Below are 17,431 nucleotides of genomic sequence, written 5' to 3'. Positions count from 1 at the left end.
TCCATCAGACTTCGGCATTCCGCGCGCTCGTCAAATCCTTTTCGGCCCCGGGCAGAGTGAACTGAATTACGGCGCCGCGAGGCTCGTTCGCTCCCGCCCACAGCTTGCCCCCATGCGCTCGGATGATGGAGCGGCATATCGAAAGTCCCATGCCGGTTCCACTGGACTTCGTGGTATAGAAAGCGTCGAAGATCCGATCGAGATGCGCAGGATCAATACCCGGCCCAGAATCGCGGACGGCCACGAGAGCTCCCGCTTGGTCTTGCTCGGTGCTGATCGACAACTCTCGTGCTCCCTCTTCAACCAAGCTCATTGCTTCAGATGCGTTGAGAATCAGATTCAGCAGGACTTGTTGCAGCTGAATCCGATCCCCCGGAACCAACGGCAATCCCTGCGCCAGCCGAGTTTGAACCGAAACGCCATTCCTGAGGGTCACGCTTTGCGCCAATACGATTACTTCGCTGATTGCCGTGTTGAGATCAAAACGCTCCTTTCGGGGCGGCGCTTTCTTGATCTGCTCTCTGATGCGTTCGATGATGTCTCCAGATCGGTCTGCGTCCGCAACGATACAGGCTAGTGCTTCCTTGACCTCGCCCAGGTTCGGCGGCTGAATGTTCAGAAAATTCTGGGCCGCCCGGGCGTTATTGCGCGCGCTGGCGATCGGCTGCGCAATCTCGTGAGAGAGCGAGGCTGCCAGCTCTCCCATCATGCTCACACGGTTCATGTGCGCGAAATCGGATTGCATCTGCTGCAATCGCGCCAATGCCTGCGTGCGATCTTCGATGTCGGTCAGGAGAACATACCATCGCGTGATACGCCCGGTGTCATCGCGAATTGGGACGCCGCGGTTGTCAAACCATCGATACTCCCCGTCGAAGCGTCGCAGGCGTTGTTCGAGATGGTACGGAACTCCAGATGCGATCGACTTTGTGAACACTTCGGCGACGTAGGGAAGATCGTCGGGATGGACTGTTCCGTTTGCTCCCCAATTTCTCAACTCCTCCAGCGGCTGGCCGCAATATTCAATGATTTGGCGATTGACGGCCTCGACCTCACCATTCGGAGCCAGAACTCCGACGAGACCTGGTAGACCGTCAATTGCCGAGCGCAAACTTCGCTCGCTTTCACGCATTGCCTCCTCGGCCCGCTTGCGCTCAGTCAGATCGAGCACGAACGCGATGCCGTTGCCTCGTTCGCCGAACAACGAATAGCCGATCAGCACGGGCACGCGGCTGCCATCCTTGCGAAAGTATTCTGTCTCGAGGGGTTGCGCCACGCCGGTTCTCCTTAACTCTTCGTGGACGCGCTCAGTGCGGGCGCGCCATTCCGGCGGAGTCAGTTCGGTCCAGCGCACGTCGCCTAAAGCCAAGTCATCACGGTCATATCCCACGATGCGAAGAAACGCGTCATTGGCTTCAAAAACCCGGCCTTCGGAGTCGGCAGTGATGATCCCGATGATGTTTGCGTCCACCAAGCGCCGGATCTTGCCTTCGCGATCTGCGAGATCGCGATAAAGCCGCGAGTTTTCGAGCGAGATTGCCGCCTGCGACGCCAGCACCTTCAATAAGGCAACGCGGTCAGGAGTGAACACGTTAGGCGCCAGATTATTCTCGAGGTAGAGAATCGCTGTGAGCTTACCCTGATTGATCAACGGCAAGCTGAGAATAGAACGGACACGACTCTGAAGAATATAGGGTTCGGCAGAAAATGCATGCTGAGATGAAGCGTCATCGAGAATCACAGTCTCATGGGTGCGCGTTCCATACCGAACCAACGACTCCGGCAACTCCGCTGTGCCGTAAGACGACCCGACCTGCGGATGCACGATTATATCGTCTCCACCGGCGATCGCTTCCGCCTCGATCTGCAGCTCATCTCCTCGCGGGACAATCAGCAGACCTCGTTCGGCGCCGGCATGCTCGAGGGCCGCGCGCATGAGTTTGTCGATGAGTTTTTCCAGCACCATCTCGCCAGAAAGCGCTTGCGAGGCTTCAATCATTGTTGCGAGATCGAGCTGTTCGACCGACGCTTCGATCGTAGCCGCTGGGGCTGGCGCGCGCGCCCCCTGCCTCAGCCGCGGATGGAGCTGGTCGAGTTGTCGCACTTTGCCATCTGCCCCCCATCGCAAGTAGCAGTGACGAGCATTTTCCAGGTAGAGATGTGCGATTTCCTCAAAGCCGCGCACCGCGTAAAAGCGGGCAGCCAGCTCATAGGCGATCGCTTCATTGTGGACGAAGCTGTTCGTTTGGGCCGAGTGGATCGCACGCTCGTAAAGACGCTCGGCATCCAGATCGCGACCTTCCAATCGGGCAATCTCGGCATCGACAAGGGCGGCGCGGTTCTCGAAATTTTCCGGGCAGTTCTCCGCCCAGATTCCGATCTGTTCGCGATGGGCTGCCAGAGCCTCCAAATGCTGTCGGCGCTGATCGGCTGAAGCGGAGTCGCAGGATGAGGCGCGCGCGAGCGCGCTGTAAAAGTGATACTCCGCGAATTCGATGGCCGGCAGCGACGTCCAGAGCAGCGGCTTCGCCCTAAGGGACGCGTCGACAGCCGCAGAAAAGTCGCTGGCCAGGATGTCCCCCTGCAGCTTGCGAATCCAATACCAGCACTCGGCAAATGCCAGGTTCCGATTGCCGGACAAACGGCTTGCGATCAGGCCTTCATCGAATTTCTGGTCGTCGAAAGAGCCGAACCGGCGTGTCGACCCGCGCAACATTCGGACCAGCGCAAGCTGCGTCGCGATCACGTCGATGACGAGTCCGAACTGCATCTGCTCCGCCAACGCCAGTCCCAGCTCGACCTCGCGCTGAACCTCGTCGAGCGGATCGCCCACCATGAGCAGATTGGAGTTCAGATGGGCGCGGCTGTACACCGCATAAGTGAGATCGCCCGTCTTGTTCGCAACATCGAACGCCCGATGCAAGAGATCACGACCACTCCGCGCATGCCTCGTCCACGGCATCACCTGGTTGCCGAAATTCATGAATATTCTGGCCAGGAAATGCTTCAGATCGTGCCGCTCGACCAGTTCGTAGCCGACCCGTCCAAACCGATATCCGGCCTTGTAGTCCCCAAAAAACGGGCCCGCGACCATGCCTACCCGAACATACGCATTGGACGAGCCATCGCTGTTGCCGCGCTCGAGGCTGAGATTGACCGCACGGCAACTGCCCAACGCCAGCAGGTTTGCATCCGTGAACACCGCCGGCGGCCCGAGCTTGGTCAGAACATCAAGAAGGGCGAGGGATGCCGGATCGATCATCAGCGGCAGGTCAACCAGTTCCTCGATCGCGCGGCCGCCGAGCTTCGACCATATCAGCTGATATTCGCGGCGCACCTCGTCGTCCGCAGGATGTGCGGTCCACACCACGCCCACATGTTCGAGACATTCCAGACCGATAGCGACCGCTTCGCTCATCCGGCCGCGGGTCGTACACACGTCAATTCGCAGGCATGCTACGGCCGCCCGTTCTACGGTATTGGCGGCGCGGGCTGATAGCAGGGTCAGCCGATCCTCGGCTGCAGCCAGCTCGCCGGTGAAGAATTCGCATTCGGCCCGGTGCAGCTCCAGTTCGAACATGAGCTCGCGCCGGCGCTCCCACGAATCCTCCGGCAGCTGTGCCGCGCCAGCCGCCAGATACTTGAGCGCCGCGCCATAGGCCGTCGACGTCTTGGCGCGCTTGCCCGCGATCAGATTCAGTCGGGCGAACTGCTCGCGCTCATCGGTTGAGGCGATCAACGGCGCGCCGCGGTTGAGTTGGTTGACGATCTCGAAGATCGCTTCGTCGCGTTCTTCCGGAGGTGTCTGTGCCAGGAGCAGGCGGCCGATCCTCAAATGCAATTCAGCGCGCGACGCTTCGGGAATCAGCGCATAGGCGGCTTCCTGCACCCGATCGTGAATGAACTTGTAAAAGCGTTCGAGGCGGTCGATCAGCTGTTGATGCAGGGCCTCCGAGAGAGCCGCGTGCACCTGTTCCTCCGACGTTTCCAGAACGACCGAGAGGGTAGTGACGTGTGCGACATTGCCGAGGCAAGCGAGCTGTCGCAACGCGTCCTGCGTGTCGAGGGGCAGCCGCGTCAACTTTCCAGCCAAAAGCTCCACGACGTTATCCGTGAATCTTTTGGCGTGGATGCCTCCCATGTCCCAGGTCCATAGCCCCCCGTCGTGATCGAAGGCCAGGAGATGCTCGCCGGCGAGCACGTGAAGAAACTGGATGACAAAGAACGGATTGCCGCCCGTCTTCGCGTGCACCAGCTCTGCGAGCGGATCGGCCTGCTTCTCATCGCATCGGAGCGAGTCCGCGACAAGGCTTCCCAGATCGCCGGTCGTCAGCGGGGCCAGCTTGATATCCTGTACCCTTCCGGTTGCACGGATCGTCTCCAGCTTGCGCATGAGCGGATGCGCAGCCGTGACTTCGTTATCGCGGAAAGCACCGATGATGAGGAGATTGCGGAGATCGGACCGGATCAACAGGTCTTCCAAAAGGTCAAGCGTCGCCGCATCGAGCCATTGCAAGTCATCGAGAAATAGCGCCAGGGGATGTTCCGGCCGAGCAAAGATGCCGATCAATTGCCGAAGCACCATTTGGAAACGCCGCTGCGCGTCCTTCGGCGGAAGCTCGGGGACGGCCAATGGTCCCCCGATAAGGAGTTTCAGTTCCGGAACGAGATCCACCATCAGTCCGGCGTTGGATCCCAGCGCCTTCTGCAAGGCGTCGCGCCATGGCGCAAGCTCGGCGTCGCTCTTGCCAAGCAACGGCCGGATCAGGCTCTGAAGCGCTTGTGCCAGCGTTGCGTAGGGAATATCGCGTTTGAGCTGATCGAACTTGCCGGAAGCGAACAGGCCACGCGATGGCACCAACACCGGCTGCAGCTCGTTGACGACCGACGATTTGCCAACGCCGGAATAGCCGTAAACCAGGATCAGTTCCGGGGTGCCGCCGTTGACGATGCGATCAAAGGCGGCGAGCAAAGTCTCAACCTCACGCCTCCGCCCGTAGAGTTTCTCGGGAATTACGAGCCGGTCAGGCGTGTCACGTTCACCGAGCGGAAAGTCGTCAATCCGGCCTTGCGCTACCCATTCGCGCTGGCAGCGGCGAAGATCGTTCTCGAGGCCGGCCGCCGTTCGATAGCGGTCTTCGGCTCTCTTCGCGAGCAGCTTCATCACGATCGCCGAAATGGTGCCGGGAATTTCCCTCAGCCGCTCGGCGGGCGGCACCGGTCGCCTGGCGAGATGGCAGTGCACCCATTCCATCGGCTCCATGGCGGCAAACGGCAAAGCACCGGTGAGCATTTGATAGAAGGTGATGCCAAGTGCGTAAAGGTCGCTGCGATAATCGATTGATCGATTCATTCGTCCGGTCTGTTCGGGCGCCATGTACGCGAGTGTGCCGGCGATCGTCTCGGGAGGGTGAGGCGATTGGCGTTCGCGCGCGAACCGCGATGCTATGCCGAATCCCGTCAGCCTCACATCGCCGGTCCCGTCGTTGAGCAGGATGTTGACTGGCTTGATATCTTTGTGAACGAGCCCGCGCTGGTGGAGCTTGCCCAGCGCTGCAGCGATGGGGATGGCCAAATCCAAGAAGCGCCCCAGTTCCAGGGGTACGCCAAGCAACCGCTCGAGCGGCTCGCCGCCCGCATCCTCGAGCACCAGCACGGTTCGACCGCCATCGCGAATGAGGTCCATCGGCCGCACTGCCCATGCCCTGTCGAGCTGATCCCTAAGTTCGAATTCGTGCGCAAGGCGGTCGAGGCTTGATCGGGAAGGAGGGTCGGCGGCTGGAGCGATGAACAACACAGCAGAGCGCTGCCCCGCGTCGTCCAGTCGCCAGCCACGGCTGAAGATGCGTTCGCCGTCCTCCCACAAGATCTGTGAGCTACCGTCCGGGTACGCACTGTTCAGCGAATGCGGCACCACCTGACAGACTCCGGGGTCTGGCTTCCGAGTCGAGTTCAGCCGACCGGGCTTTGCTTGTGCCTTTCAGCAGAAATCGTACCGCATCGCCTGAGAAATGCCAGCCACCTGTTTATCTTTCCTGGTCCCAACGCAAGGCGGATCTACCTTCTCGTTATCAGTAATTTGGCGCGATTTGTGGGGCTTTACTCGTAGTGGCAGCTCAAGCGGCCTAGCTGGAGACCAACGTTGGCATTGTGAAACAATGACGAAAGCGCGCGACAACATTTTGACTTCACTCAAAGCTGTCGCCACCGCCGCACTTGTATGGGCCGCGACGGCGATCCCGGCTCTCGCTCAGCCACCCTTTGGAGATCCAGACGCTTTCCAAGGCATGTATCCATATCGAGACGTGTTGAATGACGGCGCAACAACACCGGCGGCCAAGCTGGCTTTTGAGCCACCTTCAGTGCTCCAGGCCCTTCAGGAGAGGGAGAGTGGGATTCGGTCCGAACACTTGCAACATGCCGCAACGACCGCAACGGGGCCGCTCACGCATATTCGGTCGTTGGCGCACTCGAAGTCATTCGCATGTTCAGCTGATCTCCCAGCGTCGTGTGTTCGCATCGGGCGGATCGCAGTCCGGTCTAAAGACAGTGGATGGAATCGATCGGTGCCGAGACATGCCGACCGTTCATTGATCTTCCTGACCCAGCGTACGCCGATCCGCCCTTCTCCCTAGCAACAATTTGGCGCGATTTGCGGCGCTTCACTCGCGCCCCCGGCGCATGCAGATCAAATGGAAACCGACGCACCCGTGCGTGAAACAAGGAGATCCAAATGACCATCGCAGCGGCCAAACCATCAGTGCCGACGCTGCTTCCGCTATCGACTCAGAAGGAAGCGCCCATGAAGTGGACCAGCCCGCGCATCGTCGAGTTCGCCGTCGGCCTTGAGATCAACTCTTACGCCCGCGCCGAGCTGAACTAGGCACCGGCGATCAACTAGCTGAGCCTCGAGCGCTCGGAGCATGCAAACCCTCGACGGCGTGAGCGGCTCGGCTCGTCGCTCTTGAAATCTAAATTCTCAAAAAGGAGAAAGAGATGTCCTCGACAGTAGATGTAGTCCCGGCAGCACAGCCTAGACACCGGGCATCAGAGTTGCAGAGATACCTCGCGTGGACGCCCACAGTTTTGGGCGGGATCGTCGCATTGCTCGGTTTGATCCTCGCCGGCGGTGGCGCTTACCTAGCCTCGCTGGGAGGCAGCCTCTATTACGTTGTGGTAGGCGCGATGCTTCTCGCTGCTGGCGTTCTCATGACTAGGGGAAGCATCGCGGGCATCTATACCTATCTCGGCGCATTCGCGTTCACGGCCGTTTGGAGCTTTTGGGAAGTCGGCCTATCGGGCTGGGAGTTGATCCCGCGTCTTGTCGGCCCCTTCATCCTCTTCGTCCTTGCTATTCTGGTTGCTCCCGCAATTGACAAGACGATCGGCCGGCATGTCCGAAAGCTGGGATCGATCGGCGCCGGGCTCTTCGTTGCCGCACTCGGCGTCCTCATCCCGATCTTCAATCAGCAGGCGGCACCGAATCCACTCCCTCAGGCGCACGCAAACGCCGTCTTCGAAGACTCCGCATATGCGCCCAACAAGGGTGAGTGGAACGCCTATGGCGCCGGCCAGAGCGGGCAGCGCTATTCGGATCTCGCCCAGATCACGCCCGCAAACGTCAAGGACCTCAAGCGTGTCTGGACCTTCCACACCGGCGACATTCCGAAGAAGTACGGATCGGAGCTGACCCCTCTCAAGGTCGGCAATGCCATCTACGGCTGCACGCCGATGAACAAGTTGTTCAAGCTGAACGCGGCGACCGGCGAGAAGCTGTGGATGTACGATCCAGAGGTGCCGACGTCATGGGTCCCCTACACGGCAGCCTGTCGCGGTGTAGCGTACTATGAGAACCCGAAAGCCACAGCCGGCCAGGCCTGCGCGGCACGCATCATCGAGGGAACGCTCGACATGCGCCTGATCGCCGTGGACGCCAAGACGGGTCAGCCATGCCAGGATTTCGGCAAGAACGGCGCCGCCGACCTCAAGGTCGGACTCGCGCAGAAAGATAGCGCCACGGGCGCCATCACACCCGTCATTCCGGGGACGGCGGCCATCACTTCGGCACCGGTCATCGTGCAAGGGATCGTCGTCTCCGGGCATCAGGTGCTCGATGGTCAACGCCGTTGGGCGGCATCGGGCGTCATCCGCGGGTACGACGCGGTAACCGGCGAGCTCCGCTTTGCCTGGGACATCAACCAGCCTGAGGTCACGAAGCTGCCGCCGGACGGAAAGCCCTACTCCCTGGGCACGCCCAACATGTGGACGACGGGCATCGGTGACGAGAAGCTCGGCCTCGTCTACTTGCCGATGGGAAACTCGGCCGGCGATTATTACACGTCGTTGCGTTCAGATGAGGAGAAGAAGTACAGCTCCGCACTCGTCGCGCTGGACGTGAATACGGGCAAGCCACGCTGGGTGTTCCAGACCGTGCACAACGACGTATGGGACTATGATCTCGGTTCTCAACCGACCCTGGTCGAATTCCCCACTGCGAGCGGCAAGGTGCCGGCGGTCCTGCTGCCGACCAAGAGCGGCGACATGTTCGTGCTCGACCGCGCCACCGGAAGACCGCTGCACCAGGTCGACGAAGTGGCCGTCCCGCAGGGCGGCGCGGAGCCCGGCCAGCGCTCTCCGACGCAGCCGTTCTCGCGTTATCATACGTTGCGCAAAGCCGACCTTGTCGAGCACGACATGTGGGGCATCTCGCCCATCGACCAGATGATTTGCCGGATCAACTTCAAGCGCGCTCGCTATGAAGGGCCGTTCACTCCGCCAGAGCTCGGTCGCCACAACCTCGAATATCCTGGCTACAACGGCGGGTCGGACTGGGGCAGCGTTGCCGTTGATCCGCACCGCGGGATCATCATTGCGAACTATAACGACATGCCGAACTACGACACGCTCGTAACCCGCAAGGACGCGGACGCGATGGGCCTGTTCCCCGCCGGCGATCCCCGTGCGGCCGGAAGCGCATCGAGTGCTGAAGGCGCAGGCGCCCAGACGGGAACACCCTACGGCATCCTCGTCAACGCGGGATGGCAAATGCCGACGGGCGTGCTCTGCACGCGGCCTCCTTACGGCGGCATCCGCGCGATCGATCTCGCCACGGGCAAGACGCTGTGGGATCGGCCGTTCGGTTCGGCCCGGCGGAATGGTCCGTTCGGAATGCCGACCTTCATTCCGCTCGAGATCGGCACGCCAAACAATGGCGGATCCGTCGTGACGGCAGGCGGTCTGATCTTCATCTCGGCGGCAACCGACGATCTGATCAAGGCGATCGACATCAAGACCGGCGAGATCGTGTGGAGTGACGTGCTACCCGCGGGCGGCCAGGCCACGCCGATCGTCTATGAGCAGAATGGCAAGGAATATGTGGCCATCATGGCTGGCGGCCATCACTTCATGATGACGCCCCCGGGCGACTCTCTGATCGCCTACGCTCTGCCGGACAACAAGTAAGAGTACGAGACCTCCGCAACGCGCGGCATCACCCGATGCCGCGCGTTGTGCTGTCTGGAGCACAGAAACAGCGGCCAAGCCGACCGATTCACGAGCACGCTCCCTTGCAGCAATTTGGCGCGATTTGCCGGCCTTTACTCGCAACGACGGAGCAAATGGGTCAAATATTTTCATGACGGTCATCATCTCTAGACCAACCAAGTCAATTCGAGACAAGGCAACTGTGACAGCGAAGGAACGATCATGACGGTACTTCAAGCAACTGACCCGAAGAACTCATCGAGCGTCACCCGCTCCAGTCGACTTTTCGTGCTCGAACTGAGTGGGAACCGCATTCATTCGATGAATCCCGATGGCTCCGACCGCAAGATCATCGTCACGGATGGCCGCCTCCCCGACGGCATCGCCGTGGATGTGGAGGCGGGCCATATCTACTGGACCAACATGGGTGTTCCCCCTCTCAACGATGGTTCGATCGAACGCGTCGACCTCGATGGCGGAAATCGCAAGGTCATCATACCGCAAGGCGTCACGTACACGCCGAAGCAGATGCACCTCGATAAGGAGGGAAAGAAGCTTTACTGGTGCGACCGTGAGGGCATGCGCGTGATGCGCGCCAACCTCGATGGTTCGCAGGTCGAAACGCTGGTCGAGACCGGCCGCGGCGACGACGACCGGCAAGATCAAAGCCGCTGGTGCGTCGGAATCACCGTCGATCGCAAACGGCGGCACATCTACTGGACGCAAAAGGGTCCCGACAATGGCGAACAGGGCCGCATCTTCCGCGCCAGCATCGACATCCCGAAGGGCGAAACTCCGACGAACCGCTCCGACATCGAGGTGCTGTTCGATCGTCTTCCGGAACCGATCGACCTCGAGCTCGATCTGACGAACCGCATCCTCTACTGGACCGACCGCGGCGACCCGCCGCGCGGCAACACCGTCAATCGCGCGCCGATCGACACAAAGGCCGCCCCTGAAATCGTGGTCACGCATCTGATGGAGGGCATCGGCATTGCGCTCAACGTGCCGGGCAACCGGATGTTCGTCACCGACTTCGCGGGCTCGATCTATTCCGCCGATCTCGACGGCAAGAACGAGCGCAACTTCCTCTACGCCCAGGGCAATCTCACCGGCATCGCTTACGCTGAAATCTGATCGGAGAACATGACATGACCAACGCCAGACCTATTCGCCGCATCGCTATCATCGGTACCGGCGTGATCGGCGCGAGCTGGGCCTCGCTGTTTCTCGCCAAGGGACTGCAGGTTGTCGCGACCGACCCCGCGCCGAACGCAGAAGCCTCGCTCCGCAAGTTCGTGGAGACGGCCTGGCCGGCGCTAAAGCGCTTGGGCCTGTCGGCGGGAGCGTCGCAGTCGAATCTCACGTTCACCGCAGATCTTGCGCAGGCACTTGTCGACGTCGACCTCGTCCAGGAGAACGGGCCCGAGCGGATCGATTTCAAACAAAAGCTCTACGGGCAGCTCGATGAGCTGCTGCCGCCCGAGGTGATCGTCGCATCGAGCTCGTCGGGGCTCACCATGAGCGAAATCCAGAAGGGAGCCGCCGCGCATCCCGAGCGCTGCGTCATCGGCCATCCGTTCAATCCGCCGCACCTGATCCCGCTGACCGAGATTGTCGGCGGAGCCAAGACTTCCGAGGAAACGATCCAGCGCGCAGCGGAATTTTACTCGTCGATAGGGCAAAAGACAGTGCGGATCAACAAGGAGATGCCCGGCCACGTCGCCAACCGTCTGCAGGCCGCATTGGGGCGTGAGGTTTACTACCTCGTCGCCGAAGGGATCGTGAGCGCCGCCGACGTCGACACCGCCCTCTCCTGGGGACCGGGCCTGCGCTGGGGCGTCATGGGCAACATGATGCTCAACCACCTCGGCGGCGGCCCGGGTGGTATCGAGCACTTCTTCCAGCAGTTCAGCGGCCCAATGACGGCCTGGTGGAAGACCCTCGGCTCACCCGTGCTGACGCCGGAAGTGCAGAAAAGGCTCATCGACAGCGTCCATGCCGAAGTCGGATCACGCTCCGTCCAGGAGCTGGAGCATGCGCGCGACGAGATTTTGCTCGGCCTCATCGAACTGCGCAAGCGGTCAGAGACGGTTGCTCGGCGCGAAGTCGCAGCCGAGTAACGATCCGCTGCAGGCGCAGGTTACCGGCTTTCAAACCACAACAAGTGGAGATCCAAAATGCTCACCAAGGCCCCGAAACAGCTTCCGCTGCCGAATAGCGACTTCTTTCAATTCGCTGAAACGCTGGGCGACGAGGAACGGGGGATCGTAAAAAAGATGCGCGCCTACATGGAGACGAAAGTCGCACCCATCATCAACAAACACTGGGTCGAGGACTCGTTCCCGTTCGAGCTGCTGCCGTCGTACAAGGACCTAAACATCGCCGGTCTCGGCATTAATGGTTACGGCTGCCCGGGCGGAAGCCCCTTGCTGTTCGGCCTGGTCGCCCTCGAGATTGCGCGGACCGACGTTTCGTTCTGCACCTTCCATGGTGTCCACACCGGTCTCGCGATGAATTCCATTTACCTCGCGGGCACCGAGGAGCAGAAGCAGAAGTGGCTTCCGCCGATGGCGCGCATGGAAAAGGTCGGTTGCTTCGCGCTGACCGAACCGCTGGTGGGCTCAGGGACAGGTGCTGGTCTCATGACCACGGCGAAACGTGAAGGCGACAGCTGGATCCTCAACGGCCAGAAGCGCTGGATCGGCAACGCGCCGTGGTGCGACATCTCGATCGTCTGGGCGCGCGATGTGGCCGACAACCAGGTCAAGGGCTTCATCGTCGAGAACAAGATGACGCCGGGGTTCAGCGTCGACAAGATGCAGAACAAGATCGCGCTGAAGGTCGTGCAGAACGGCCAGATCACGATGACCGACTGCCGCGTGCCAGATGCGAATCGTCTCCAGGGAGGCAAAGGAACGTTTCGCGATCCTGCGCTGGTGCTGCGCGGTACCCGGCATGGCGTCGGCTGGGAAATTACCGGTGCCCAGATGGGCGCCTACGAAAATGCCCTGAAGTACTCCCAGGAGCGCTTGCAGTTTGGCAAGCCGATCGGGTCGTTCCAGCTCATTCAGGAGCTGCTGGCAAAGATGCTGGCCAACATCGTGGCCTGTCAATCTATGTTGGTTCGCTCGGTGCAGCTGGAGACCGAAGGCAAGCTGACTGATGCGCAGGCAGCGATTGTCAAGGCGTTCTGCACGTCTAAGGCACGGGAAACGGTCGCGTGGGCCCGCGAGGTGCTGGGCGGCAACGGGATCCTGGTCGACTACAACGTCGCGCGCTTCTTTGCCGATACCGAAGCGATCTACTCCTATGAAGGCACCTACCAGATGCAGAACCTGATCGTCGGCAAGGTGATCACCGGCTTCAGCGCCTTCGTGTGAGATTTGCAGGTGCGCCGGCGCCCCAAGCTTTCAAACACAGCAACTGGAGTCCAAAATGCTTACCAAAACCCCGAAGCCGCTTCCGACACCGGATAGCGATTTCTATAACTACGCCGACCTCCTGAACCCCGAGGAGCGTGCGATCCATCAGAGGGTGCGCACGTTCATGGAGTCGAAAGTCGCGCCGATCATCAACAAGTACTGGGTCGAGGACGCGTTCCCGTTCGAGCTGGTGCCCTTGGTAAAGGAGCTGAACCTCGGCGGCCTCGGCATCAAGGGGTACGGCTGCGCCGGTGGCAATCAATTGCTGGTCGGCCTCATCGGAGTGGAAATGGCGCGGGTCGATGCTTCATTCGCGACCTTCTTCGGCGTCCACAACTTCCTGGCAATGGGTTCGATCCAGGTCGCTGGATCGGAGGAGCAGAAACAAAAGTGGCTGCCGCCGATGGCCCGCATGGAAAAGATCGGCTGCTTTGGCCTGACCGAGCCGCTGGTCGGCTCGGGAGCGGCTGGCGGCCTCACCACGACGGCGAAGCGCGAAGGGGACACCTGGGTCCTCAACGGCCAGAAGCGGTGGATCGGCAACGCACCCTGGTGCGATATCTCGATCATCTGGGCACGTGACGTCGACGACAACCAGGTCAAGGGCTTCATCGTCGAGAACAAGTCGACGCCCGGCTTCAGCGTCGAGAAGATGCAGAACAAGATCGCGCTCAAGGTGGTCCAGAACGGTCAGATCACGATGAAGGACTGCCGGGTGCCGGAAGCAAACCGACTCGCATCGGGTGAGCAGTCCTTCCGTGACACCGCGCGCGTGCTGCGTGGGACGCGGTACTACGTGGGATGGGAAGCGACGGGATGCGCGATGGGCGCCTACGAGCACGCGCTCAAATATACCCAGGAGCGATTGCAGTTCGGAAAGCCGATTGCCTCGTTCCAACTCATTCAGGACCTCCTTGCGAAGATGCTCGCCAACATCACCGCCTGCCAAGGCATGGTGGTTCGCACGGCCCAGCTCGCCGACCAAGGCAAGCTGACGGACCAGCAAGCGGCGCTTTCGAAGGCGTTCACGACGGCCAAGGCGCGTGAGACGGTCTCCTGGGCGCGAGAGGTGCTCGGCGGCAACGGCATTCTCACCGATTACAACGTCGCACGCTTCTTCGCGGATGCCGAGGCCCTCTATTCCTACGAGGGCACGTATCAGATGCAGAACCTGATCGTCGGCAAGGCGATCACCGGCTTCAGCGCCTTCATCTGAGACTCACAAGCGCGCCGGCGCGCTTTGCGCCGGCTCGTAACCTTAAAAAGAGAGATCAACATGTCATCGACAACAACGACGCTCGCATCTTCGCCCACGACGGCGCCTGCCGATTCATCGACGGAAGTCCTAACGCTCGCAAACGTCCTGTACGAGAAGCGCGGCGCGATCGCCTATGTGACCGTCAACCGGCCGAAGGTGCTCAACGCCCTGAACACGCCGACCTGGAAGGATCTGCGAACTGCTTTCGAGCATGCGCGGAACGATGCTGCCGTGCGCGGCGTCATTCTTACCGGCGCAGGCGACAAGGCCTTCATCGCCGGAGCCGACATCAGCGAACTCGCGCATGCGAGTTCAATCGACGCCGAACGGTCCAGCCGCTACGGCCAGGAGGTGCTCGATCTCATCGAGAATCTCGGCAAGCCGGTGATCGCGGCAATCAACGGTTTTGCACTTGGCGGCGGTTGCGAGACGGCAATGGCATGCACCATCCGAATCGCCGTCGAGCACGCGAAGTTTGGCCAGCCCGAGGTCAAGCTGGGATTGCTTCCCGGCGGCGGCGGCACGCAGCGGTTGCCGCGCCTGGTTGGGAAGGGCCGTGCGCTCCAGCTCATCCTGTCCGGAGAGACCATCAGCGCGCAGGAGGCCTGGCGCGTCGGGCTCGTCAACGAGGTCGTTACGGCAGCCGATCTCATGACGCGTGCGGAAGCCATCCTGAAGCTGATCGCCTCCAACGCGCCGATCGCCGTCAGGCAATCGCTCGAAGCGGTGAACAAGGGATTGGACACGAGCCAGAACGAAGGCTTTGCCCTCGAAGCTTCATACTTCGGCCTATGCGCCGGGACTGAGGACAAGAAGGAAGGCACGTCCGCCTTCCTCGAAAAGCGCGCCCCGCAGTTCGCGGGGCGGTGAAGCAAACACGGTGATTTAGGAGATATCCAATGGCAAGCGACAACATTTTTTCTGGACTGAAGGTGGTTGACTTCTCAAGCTTCGTCGCGGCACCCGGCGCCGCCGTCATCCTGTCGGACTTCGGCGCCGACGTCATTAAGGTCGAACCGCCGAACGGCGACCCTTGGAGACATGTGCACAAGATCCCACCGCAGCCGGCGGCAGATGAGCCCTATCAGTGGCATCTCGTCAACCGCAACAAGCGCAGTATCACGCTCGATCTGAAGTCGCCCAGCGCCCCTCAAGTCCTCGAGCAGCTTGTCAAATGGGCCGATGTATTCATCGTCAATACGCCACATCCGGCACGCAAGAAGTTGAAGCTCGAATATGACGATGTGGTGCGCTGGAATCCGCGCCTGATCTACGCGGACCTTACGGGGTTCGGCGAAAAGGGACCGGATGCTAATCTGCCGGGCTTCGACATCACGGCATACTGGGCGCGTAGTGGTTTGCTGTCGATGACGCGCGATGCCGGCGCGCCGCCGACCTGGCCGGTGGCCGGCAGCGGCGACAACGCGACAGGTGTCGGAATCTATTCGGCGATCGTCACCGCGCTTTACCGCCGCGAGCGAACCGGCAAGGGAGCGTATGTCACGACCTCACTGCTCGCCGAGGGTGTCTGGTCGGCGAGCGTTTCGATACAGGCTGCGCTGGCCGGTGCAAAGTTCTTTGGGCTGCATGATCGCATGCATCCGGCCAATGCGGCGCTCAACGTGTATCGCGCAGCCGACGGCACCTGGTTCGTTCTTATCGTCACGCCCGACAAGTTGGCCGCTGTGGCGAAGGCAATCGGCCGACCGGATCTGTTGACCGATCAGCGATTCGCCGATCCAGCCAAGCTGATGGCGAACATGTCGGAACTCACGGCCATCCTCGACGAGGTTTTCTCCGCGCAGCCGATGGCGCATTGGTATGACGTCTTCAGCGGCGCGCACGTCACGTTCGGCGCCGTGCGCGGGCCGCAAGAGGTGATTAACGATCCCCAGCTGGCGGCAAACGACATCGTCGTTCCGCTCGAAGGCGCCGGCGGCAACCTCAACACGACGATCAGCAGCCCAATACAGGTGCACGGTGTCGCCAAGGTCCCGGCCCGGCGCGGGCCCGACCTCGGCGAGCACACCGAAGAGATCCTCCGTGACCTGGGATTTGACGCGAAGGGCATCGACGGCCTGCGCGCGAGCGGCGCGGTGCCGAAAGTCAAGGAACACGCCTAGAAGATGGCGACGAAGTGTAGCGAACAAAGGAGCAAACAATGAGCGATATTGTCACCGAGCGTACCGGCGCAATCCTGCGGATCCAGCTTAATCGCCCGGCACAGAAGAACGCGATGACGTCCAGCATGTACACGAACCTGGCCGACATCCTCAACGAAGCCGACAAGGACGACGCGATCCGCGTCGTGCTCTGGCACAGCGCAGGAGATGCGTTCTGCGCCGGTAACGATCTTGGGGATTTTCTCAAGAATCCGCCCAGGCCGGGTGCCTTTCCGCAGGGCCTCCTGATGGAGGCGTTCGTCAGATTCGAAAAGCCGATCGTGGTGGCCGTGCAAGGCGCGGCGATCGGCGGCGGAACCACGATGCTGACCCATTGCGATTTCGTCTACGCGGGCGAGAGCGCGAAATTCCAGCTGCCGTTCATCAACCTGGCGCTGGTGCCGGAATTCGGATCGAGCTTTTCGATACCGGCGCGCGTGGGTCATCTCCGGGCAACGGAATTGTACCTGCTGGGAGAGCCCTTCACGGCCCCGCGAGCGGTGGAGCTGGGCCTCGTGACTCGCGTGGTGCCCGATAGCGATCTGCTCGCAACCGCGACCGCAACTGCGGAGAAGTTGGCGGCAAAACCGAGCGGCGCGTTGCTGGCAAGCAAGCGGCTCCTCAAGCAGGCTTCGATTGGCCAGCTCAAAGAGGCCATCAAGAGCGAAAGCCAAGAGTTCATGGAGCGGGTGAGCTCGGCAGAAGCCAAGGAAGCGATCTCGGCCATCCGCGAGAAGCGCCCGCCGAATTTTGCGAAGAGCCCGACGCACGTGGCGGCCGAATAGTCCACGCTCGCAGCAATTGATTGGCGTCGCGTCGGGTCACCGCGGCGCCAGGCGGAGACACGTGGAGCTTATATGAAACACGTCTTAAGCATGGTCACGTTCGCCCTGGGAGCCCTGGGCTTCGTGGTGTTCCTGATCACCTTGAAGCCGGAGCCGCTCAGTGCAGTCACGGCACTGAGCAAGTCCGCAAATTGCAAAATGGCGGCCTCTCGTGCAACGGGATGCCGCAAACCCGAATGGCTGGCGCGTTGAGAGCATCGCTTCCGAAAAAAGCTTGCCGACGCCGTCGACGACAAAGAACACGAACGAGGTTAACCA

At 61.0% G+C, this 17,431-nt stretch carries 11 protein-coding genes; 10 read left to right on the top strand and 1 reads right to left on the bottom strand.

Annotation, left to right across the window (positions count from 1 at the left end):
- Nucleotides 1-4: 4 nt before the first annotated feature.
- On the bottom strand, nt 5-5,917 hold the full coding sequence (locus SO180_RS15295; protein ID WP_449379663.1) for an AAA family ATPase: 5,913 nt from the start codon (nt 5,915-5,917) through the stop codon (nt 5-7).
- An 816-nt stretch (nt 5,918-6,733) separates the two neighbouring features.
- Between SO180_RS15295 and pqqA the strand changes: the two genes are divergently transcribed.
- From pqqA to SO180_RS15245, 10 genes are all read left to right on the top strand, one after another.
- Nucleotides 6,734-6,883 carry a pyrroloquinoline quinone precursor peptide PqqA gene (pqqA, locus tag SO180_RS15290; RefSeq protein WP_449379662.1) on the top strand — a complete coding sequence of 50 codons (150 nt, stop codon included), beginning with the start codon at nt 6,734-6,736 and terminating at the stop codon, nt 6,881-6,883.
- A 113-nt stretch (nt 6,884-6,996) separates the two neighbouring features.
- Nucleotides 6,997-9,462 (top strand): membrane-bound PQQ-dependent dehydrogenase, glucose/quinate/shikimate family, encoded by a 2,466-nt coding sequence (locus tag SO180_RS15285; protein ID WP_449379661.1) that lies wholly within the window; start codon nt 6,997-6,999, stop codon nt 9,460-9,462.
- Between the two features lie 243 nt (nt 9,463-9,705).
- Nucleotides 9,706-10,620 (top strand): DUF5050 domain-containing protein, encoded by a 915-nt coding sequence (locus SO180_RS15280; RefSeq protein WP_449379660.1) that lies wholly within the window; start codon nt 9,706-9,708, stop codon nt 10,618-10,620.
- A 14-nt stretch (nt 10,621-10,634) separates the two neighbouring features.
- Nucleotides 10,635-11,606 carry a 3-hydroxyacyl-CoA dehydrogenase NAD-binding domain-containing protein gene (locus tag SO180_RS15275; RefSeq protein ID WP_449379659.1) on the top strand — a complete coding sequence of 324 codons (972 nt, stop codon included), beginning with the start codon at nt 10,635-10,637 and terminating at the stop codon, nt 11,604-11,606.
- 57 nt (nt 11,607-11,663) lie between these two features.
- Nucleotides 11,664-12,866, top strand: coding sequence for an acyl-CoA dehydrogenase family protein (locus SO180_RS15270; RefSeq protein ID WP_449379658.1), 1,203 nt, complete (start codon nt 11,664-11,666; stop codon nt 12,864-12,866).
- Nucleotides 12,867-12,921: 55 nt separating this feature from the next.
- Entirely contained in the window at nt 12,922-14,124 is a 1,203-nt protein-coding gene (locus SO180_RS15265) for an acyl-CoA dehydrogenase family protein (protein WP_449379657.1), read from the top strand.
- Between the two features lie 60 nt (nt 14,125-14,184).
- Nucleotides 14,185-15,036: an enoyl-CoA hydratase-related protein gene (locus SO180_RS15260; protein ID WP_449379656.1), complete on the top strand. Its 852-nt coding sequence runs from the start codon at nt 14,185-14,187 to the stop codon at nt 15,034-15,036.
- A gap of 29 nt (nt 15,037-15,065) precedes the next feature.
- Nucleotides 15,066-16,289, top strand: a complete 1,224-nt coding sequence (locus SO180_RS15255; protein WP_449379655.1) for a CaiB/BaiF CoA transferase family protein — start codon at nt 15,066-15,068, stop codon at nt 16,287-16,289.
- A gap of 38 nt (nt 16,290-16,327) precedes the next feature.
- A complete protein-coding gene (locus tag SO180_RS15250) occupies nt 16,328-17,113 on the top strand; it encodes an enoyl-CoA hydratase (RefSeq protein ID WP_449379654.1) in 786 nt (261 codons plus the stop codon).
- 72 nt (nt 17,114-17,185) lie between these two features.
- Complete coding sequence (locus tag SO180_RS15245) at nt 17,186-17,365, top strand: hypothetical protein (RefSeq protein ID WP_449379653.1); 180 nt, start codon at nt 17,186-17,188, stop codon at nt 17,363-17,365.
- Nucleotides 17,366-17,431: the final 66 nt, after the last annotated feature.

The organism is Bradyrhizobium sp. UFLA05-112, assembly GCF_053572325.1.
Note: the sequence above shows the minus strand (reverse complement) of the source record. Positions and strands in the feature narration are given on the sequence as shown.

Bases quoted from the DNA above. Each gene is read 5' to 3' on its own strand.
- pqqA (WP_449379662.1), top strand. From the start codon at position 6,734: ATGACCATCGCAGCGGCCAAACCATCAGTGCCGACGCTGCTTCCGCTA.
- SO180_RS15285 (WP_449379661.1), top strand. From the start codon at position 6,997: ATGTCCTCGACAGTAGATGTAGTCCCGGCAGCACAGCCTAGACACCGG.
- SO180_RS15280 (WP_449379660.1), top strand. From the start codon at position 9,706: ATGACGGTACTTCAAGCAACTGACCCGAAGAACTCATCGAGCGTCACC.
- SO180_RS15275 (WP_449379659.1), top strand. From the start codon at position 10,635: ATGACCAACGCCAGACCTATTCGCCGCATCGCTATCATCGGTACCGGC.
- SO180_RS15270 (WP_449379658.1), top strand. From the start codon at position 11,664: ATGCTCACCAAGGCCCCGAAACAGCTTCCGCTGCCGAATAGCGACTTC.
- SO180_RS15265 (WP_449379657.1), top strand. From the start codon at position 12,922: ATGCTTACCAAAACCCCGAAGCCGCTTCCGACACCGGATAGCGATTTC.
- SO180_RS15260 (WP_449379656.1), top strand. From the start codon at position 14,185: ATGTCATCGACAACAACGACGCTCGCATCTTCGCCCACGACGGCGCCT.
- SO180_RS15255 (WP_449379655.1), top strand. From the start codon at position 15,066: ATGGCAAGCGACAACATTTTTTCTGGACTGAAGGTGGTTGACTTCTCA.
- SO180_RS15250 (WP_449379654.1), top strand. From the start codon at position 16,328: ATGAGCGATATTGTCACCGAGCGTACCGGCGCAATCCTGCGGATCCAG.
- SO180_RS15245 (WP_449379653.1), top strand. From the start codon at position 17,186: ATGAAACACGTCTTAAGCATGGTCACGTTCGCCCTGGGAGCCCTGGGC.